This window comes from Bradyrhizobium sp. P2_E8 (assembly GCF_056403875.1).
This window is the reverse complement of record NZ_JBFUES010000452.1, coordinates 1-5888: the sequence shown is the minus strand read 5'-3', so window position 1 is coordinate 5888 and position 5888 is coordinate 1. Positions and strand designations below refer to the sequence as shown.

General features: G+C 66.3%; 8 protein-coding genes. 4 read left to right on the top strand and 4 right to left on the bottom strand.

Annotation, left to right across the window (positions count from 1 at the left end):
* The 4 genes from AC1D00_RS23375 to AC1D00_RS23360 form a co-directional block, all read left to right on the top strand.
* On the top strand, positions 1-227 hold a 227-nt coding region (locus AC1D00_RS23375), incomplete at its 5' end, for a RidA family protein (protein WP_477012282.1).
* Between the two features lie 10 nt (positions 228-237).
* Positions 238-984, top strand: a complete 747-nt coding sequence (locus tag AC1D00_RS23370; RefSeq protein WP_477012281.1) for a glycerophosphodiester phosphodiesterase — start codon at positions 238-240, stop codon at positions 982-984.
* Between the two features lie 242 nt (positions 985-1226).
* A complete protein-coding gene (locus AC1D00_RS23365) occupies positions 1227-2468 on the top strand; it encodes a GNAT family N-acetyltransferase (protein ID WP_477012280.1) in 1242 nt (413 codons plus the stop codon).
* Positions 2469-2528: 60 nt separating this feature from the next.
* On the top strand, positions 2529-2957 hold the full coding sequence (locus tag AC1D00_RS23360; protein ID WP_477012279.1) for an HIT domain-containing protein: 429 nt from the start codon (positions 2529-2531) through the stop codon (positions 2955-2957).
* Between the two features lie 120 nt (positions 2958-3077).
* Here AC1D00_RS23360 and tsaA read toward each other — a convergent pair whose 3' ends face one another.
* The 4 genes from tsaA to AC1D00_RS23340 form a co-directional block, all read right to left on the bottom strand.
* The gene (gene tsaA, locus AC1D00_RS23355) at positions 3078-3569 is read right to left on the bottom strand and encodes a tRNA (N6-threonylcarbamoyladenosine(37)-N6)-methyltransferase TrmO (RefSeq protein ID WP_135177268.1); all 492 of its coding nucleotides are present in this window, start codon (positions 3567-3569) and stop codon (positions 3078-3080) included.
* Positions 3570-3600: 31 nt separating this feature from the next.
* A complete protein-coding gene (locus tag AC1D00_RS23350; protein ID WP_027548116.1) occupies positions 3601-3951 on the bottom strand; it encodes an AzlD domain-containing protein in 351 nt (116 codons plus the stop codon).
* Complete coding sequence (locus AC1D00_RS23345; RefSeq protein ID WP_477012278.1) at positions 3948-4688, bottom strand: AzlC family ABC transporter permease; 741 nt, start codon at positions 4686-4688, stop codon at positions 3948-3950. The genes AC1D00_RS23350 and AC1D00_RS23345 overlap by 4 nt, the downstream gene beginning before the upstream one ends.
* 157 nt (positions 4689-4845) lie before the next feature.
* Positions 4846-5886, bottom strand: a complete 1041-nt coding sequence (locus tag AC1D00_RS23340; RefSeq protein WP_477012277.1) for a transglycosylase SLT domain-containing protein — start codon at positions 5884-5886, stop codon at positions 4846-4848.
* Positions 5887-5888 lie beyond the last annotated feature (2 nt).

Below are 5888 nucleotides of genomic sequence, written 5' to 3'. Positions count from 1 at the left end.
AGGCGGCCCTGGGCGATCTCGACAAGGTCGCGCGCGTGGTACGCCTCGGCGGCTTCATCAACTCGGCGCCGGACTTCCTCGACGGGCCGAAGGTGCTCAACGGCGCCTCCGACCTGATGGTCGCCGCCTTCGGTGACAAGGGCCGCCACGCCCGCACCACCGTCGGCGTCGCCTCGCTGCCGGCGGATGCGGCGGTGGAGGTCGAGGGCGTGTTCGAGGTCGCCTGAGGCCAGCATCGTGCGTGCCCCTGATTGGCTGACAGCCCGGCCGGTCGCCCACCGCGGCCTGCACGACATTTCCCGCGGCATCGTCGAGAACATGCCGGGCGCGGTCCAGGCCGCGATCGCGGGCAATTTCTCGATCGAGGTCGACATCCAGCTCTCCGCCGACGGCGAAGCCATGGTCCATCACGACCATGCGCTCGGCCGCCTCACCGAGGCCACCGGCGAGGTGGTCGAGAAGACCGCCGCGGAGCTGAAGGCCATCAAGTTCAAGGACACGGACGAGCGGATGATGTCGCTGTCCGACCTCTGCGCCATGGTCGCCGGCCGCGTACCGCTCGTGATCGAGGTGAAGAGCCATTTTGGCGGCGACCGCAAGCTGGTGAAGCGGATGGCCGAGGTGCTGGCGTCCTATCAGGGCCCCGCGGTCGGCATGTCCTTCGATCCCGACCAGGTCCTGGCCTTGCGCGAGCTATTGCCCTCCCGCCCGCGCGGCATCGTCGCGCAGCGCAGCTATGAGGACGAGTATTGGGCCAAGCTCACCGAGGCGCAGCGCGACGGCATGCTGTACCTGCGCCACGGCTTCCAGACCCAGCCGCATTTCGTCGCCTTCAAGGTCGACCACCTCCCGGCACCCGCCCCCTGGATCGCCCGCAATGTGTTCGGCTGCGCCCTGCTCGGCTGGACCGTCCGCACGCCCGAGCAGCGGACCCGGGTCGGGCAGTATGCGGACCAGATGATCTTTGAGGGGTTCGTGCCGTAGGGCTGGCACGCTCCCTCCACCGTCATTGCGAGGAGCTCGCGACAAAATTGCGAAGCAATTTTGCGCTGATGCGACGAAGCAATCCAGAGTCCCTCCGCGGAGACGCTCTGGATCGCTTCGCTTCGCTCGCAATGACGGTGATTGTTGAGGGATATTCGCGCACTCGCTAGCATCCCGGTCGCGACGACATGTGAGTTCCCGCCCTCTTGAAGTCGCTGCTGCAATGCACGATCTTGGACGCGATGGCATCATCCGAAATCACGCTCGAGGCCGTACCGTCCATTGGCGAAGTGTCGCCGGAAGATTGGGACGCCTGCGCCAATCCCGGCAAGGCCTGCAACGGGCATGGCAAGGGATCCTCATCCGGGCTCCCAGGCGATTCGGCCGGTTTCTTAAAGCCTGCCTATAACCCGTTCGTCTCGCACGCGTTTCTCGCCGCCGTCGAGAAATCGGGTTCGGCGACCATCCGCACCGGATGGGGACCCCGGCATCTCGTCGCCAAGATCGACGGCCGCGTCGCCGGCGTCGTGCCCTGCTATCTGAAATCCCATTCGCAAGGCGAATACGTCTTCGACCGCGGCTGGGCCGACGCCTATGAGCGCGCCGGCGGGCGCTATTATCCGAAGCTTCAGGTCTCGGTTCCCTTCACGCCGGCCACGGGTCCACGGCTGCTGGTCCGCGACGGTGTCGACCGCGAACGCATCACGGAGGCGCTGGCGAGCGGGCTGGTGGCGCTGTGCGGCGTCAGCAAGGCCTCCTCGGTGCACGTGACCTTCGCGCGGGAGGCGGAGTGGAAGCTGCTCGCCGGCCACGGCTTCCTCCAGCGCACCGACCAGCAGTTCCACTGGCACAACGATGGGTTTRCGAGCTTCGACGATTTCCTCGCCACCCTGAACTCGCGCCACCGCAAATCGATCAAGCGCGAACGCCGCGACGCGCTCGCGTCCGGCGTCACCATCCACTGGCTCACCGGAAAAGACATCACCGAGGAAGCCTGGGACGCCTTCTTCGAATTCTACATGGAGACCGGCTCGCGCAAATGGGGCCGCCCGTATCTGACGCGCGCGTTCTTCTCGCTGATCGGCGAGAYCATGAGCGAGGATGTGCTGCTGGTGATGGCCCGCCGCAACGATCGCTGGATTGCGGGCGCGATCAACTTCATCGGCTCGGACACGCTGTTCGGCCGCAACTGGGGCGCGGTCGAGCATCATCCGTTCCTGCATTTCGAGGTCTGCTACTACCAGGCGATCGATTTCGCGATCACGCGCGGCCTCACACACGTCGAGGCCGGCGCGCAAGGCGAGCACAAGATCGCGCGCGGCTACCTGCCGAAGACGACCTATTCCGCCCACTTCATCGCCGATCCGGGCCTGCGCCGCGCCATCGACGACTATCTCAAGCGCGAGCGCGCCTATGTCGCCGAGGCCGGACGGGAGCTCGCCGAGCTCGGCCCGTTCCGGAAAGGCGCCGACGAGGCGCCTTGACGGTTCGATGCGGCTGGTGACAGTAAGCGCAAAATTCCGAGGAGCCGCCGAGGAGCTGCCATGACCGCCTACGACCCCAACAACATCTTCGCAAAAATCCTGCGCGGCGAGTTTCCCTGCCACAAGGTCTATGAGGACGAGCACGTCTTCGCCTTCCTCGACATCATGCCGCGCGTGCCGGGCCATACGCTGGTGATCCCGAAGGCCCCTGCTCGCAACATCCTCGACATCAAGCCCGACGACTACGCCCATGTCGCCCGCGGCGCGCACAAGATCGCCGCAGCCGCGATGAAGGCGTTCAAGGCCGACGGCATCACCGTGCAGCAGTTCAACGAGCCGGCCGGAGGACAGGTGGTATTTCACCTGCACATGCACGTCTTGCCGCGCCACGACGGCGTGCAAATGCTGCCGCCCGCGAGCCGCAAGGAAGACGTCAAGGTGCTGGAAGAGAATGCGACCAGGCTGATCGCGGCGCTGAAGGCGGGCTGACCGCCTCCACATCGTCATTGCGAGCGAAGCGAAGCAATCCAGACTGCTCTTGCAGAGGCAATCTGGATTGCTTCGTCGCAAGAGCTCCTCGCAATGACGGGGTTGGAGCGGAGCGTCCCCTTACTCCGTCTGGAAATCCCCGGCTTGCGGCGCGGCCAGTGGCGTGAATTCGCAGCGGTCGGGCTTGATGTCGATCAGCGGCGTGTTGTCGAGGCAATCGAGCCCGCGCACCAGAATGGCATTTCCCTCGATACCGACGAGCTTGACGATCGAGGTGCCGATCGGGTTGGGCCTGACCGGCGAGCGCAGCGAGAACGTGCCGCGGGTCTTCTCGTTGTTCTTCGGGCTTTGCAGGATGATGTCGCGGCGCGACTTGTCGAGCCAGTAGAGCACCTCGAGATTGCTGTAGAAATCGACGCCCTTGATGGCCGGCACGAACGGCTCGAAGATCTCGAGGCGGCAGATCGGGCCGTCGTGCCTTCCCTGCCGTGGCGTCTCCAGCCGCGACGTCCAGGGCGTGCGGATGCGGCCAATGAAGACGAGACCGGCATCCTCCACGGACGGCAGCTCGATGGCGACCTCGCCCTCGCGGAGCTCGTTTTCGCGAACCATATTTCCTGTTCCTTGCTGTTCGCCGGCGGTTTTAGCCCAACCACCACTTGCCGGCCAGCATGAAGACTTCGCCGGCGACCACGCCAGCAAAAATCGAGCGGCGCGTCAGCAGGAAAACGACCAGGCCGGCGCCGACCGCGCCATAGCGCAGGACATCCGGCACGCTCGCCAACGCGCCCGGCGGCTCGACCACGATCTGGGCGATGACGCCGGCCAGGATGGCGGTGGCAACCGCCCTCACCCAGACCAGCAGCTCGGAACCCTCGTCGATGCCGCCGCCGAACCACAGGCCCAGCATGCGCCAGATCTGGTTGGGAACGACGCCGGCGACGAACAAGACTGCGAGCGCATGCCAGTCGCCGATGAGCTGTGCGAAACTCATGCGCGCACCTCCCGCCACCAATGCACGCCGTAGGCGATCGTGCCGGCCACTACGCCGCTGACGAGGATGTCGAGGCCGGAGTTCATCTTCGCCGCCAGCGGATAGAGCAGAATCCCGAGCGAAAGCGCGACCACGTCGGCGACCTCGCGGCTGTTGCGCGCGGTCGAGAACAGGAAGGACAGCGGCGTCAAGAGCAGGATCGCCGCTCCAAGCGTCTGCGTCAGGTTGGCGGCGAGGAAATAGCCGACCGTGTTGGCGGTGAGGCATACCGAGACGAGGCCGCAGCCGAGCCCATGGACGAAGGCGATGCGCCGCTCGCGCGGCACCTGCGGCAGGAAGCGGTGGCATTCGACCCAGAGCGTCACGGCGGTGAGATGCGCGGCGAAGACCAGTTCGCGCCGTTTCGTCGTCGGCGTGCGCATCAGCGGCAGCACCGAGACCACCATCGGAAACAGGCGGATCGCACTGACCGTCACCGCGATCGCCGACTGGATCACGGTCGCGCCGGAGCCGAGCGTCGTGATCAGGATGATCTGCGCGGGGCCCGCCCAGACGAACAGCGTCGAGCAGAGCGCCCAGAGCAGGCTGAAATGGCTGTCGTGGGCGAGCGCGCCGATGCCGAGATAGGTCACGAACAACACGATGGTGAGGATCGTCTGCGTGATCGAGCGCAGCCCCCACGCACAGGCGCGCCAGGGACTTTGCCATTGAGGTGAATCGAGCGGAGGAAGCGCCACGGGACGGTCGGCCTGAATGAAGAATCGTGACCGCATAACGGGCAACGCGCGCGGCCGCGTCAAGGAAGGGCGCGGCGGGGCTGGCATGCGCGCTACACCCAACAGTCGTCATTCCGGGACGCGACGAAGTCGCGAGCCCGGAATGACGAGTGGGGTCCTACCCGCTCACACCCCTATTCTTCAGCACGAAGCAGGCGCCGCCGGCCTTGCGGATGCGGTTGCAGAGATCATCCGCCTCGCTGCGCGTATCCGCGCCGATGCGCACCTGGTAGAACGCGCGCGTGCCGCGGCTGCGCATCACCGAACTCAGCAGGCTCGGATCGCGCTCTCCGATCACGGCGCTCAGCCTGGTGACGGCGCGGGAATACATCGCCAATGCCCTGTTGCGGTCGAAGCCGGCGGCGAGCTGCACGCCCCAGATCTTCGCGGCGGCCAGCTCTACATGCTGCTCGAGCTCGGCGACGAACGGATTCGGCGCGCGCTTCAACAGGGCCATGAGATCGCGGCAGCTCGTCGGCGGCGCGCTCGGCGGGCCCTTGCCGGTGCTGCCGGCCTTCGCCCAAGCCTCCACCGTCGCACCGGTGATGGCATAGACGTAATTGCGGGTCTGCTCCGGCATCGGGCCGGTGCCGGCGAGCCATTCCTGTACGCGGCGCGGTCCGGCATTGTAGGCGGCTGCCGCAAGTCCGAGATTGCCGAACTGGTTGCGCAACTCGTTGAGGAATTCGGCGGACTTCGGCAAGGCCTGAACCGGGTTGAATGGATCGAGCAGCCCGCGCTCGCTCGCGGTGCCCGGCATGAACTGCGCGATCCCCTGCGCATGCTCGCCGCTGCGCGTCATAGGCCCCACCGCGTCGGCCTGGAAACGGCTCTCCTGCCAGATCACGCGGGCAAAGAATTCAAGCGGCAGATTGGCATCCCGCGCGGCCGCCTCGACGATCAGGCAGATCGATTCCCGCGTGTCGCTCTCGCGCGCATCCGCTGGCTTCTGCGGCGGCATCGCCAGTTCCTCGACGCTCGGCACCGCGACGTTGGTCCGCGCGGGCGAGCCGTCCCATGCCGCGACCTCTGTCGCAGAGGCCAGCAGTGCGGCAACGACGAGCGATGCAATTCGCGCCAACACTGCCCACGCATCGCTGTGGCGCACGCCGGCGCGGCATGCGACAAGATGATCCGCCATGTTGTGGCATCGTGCCATGG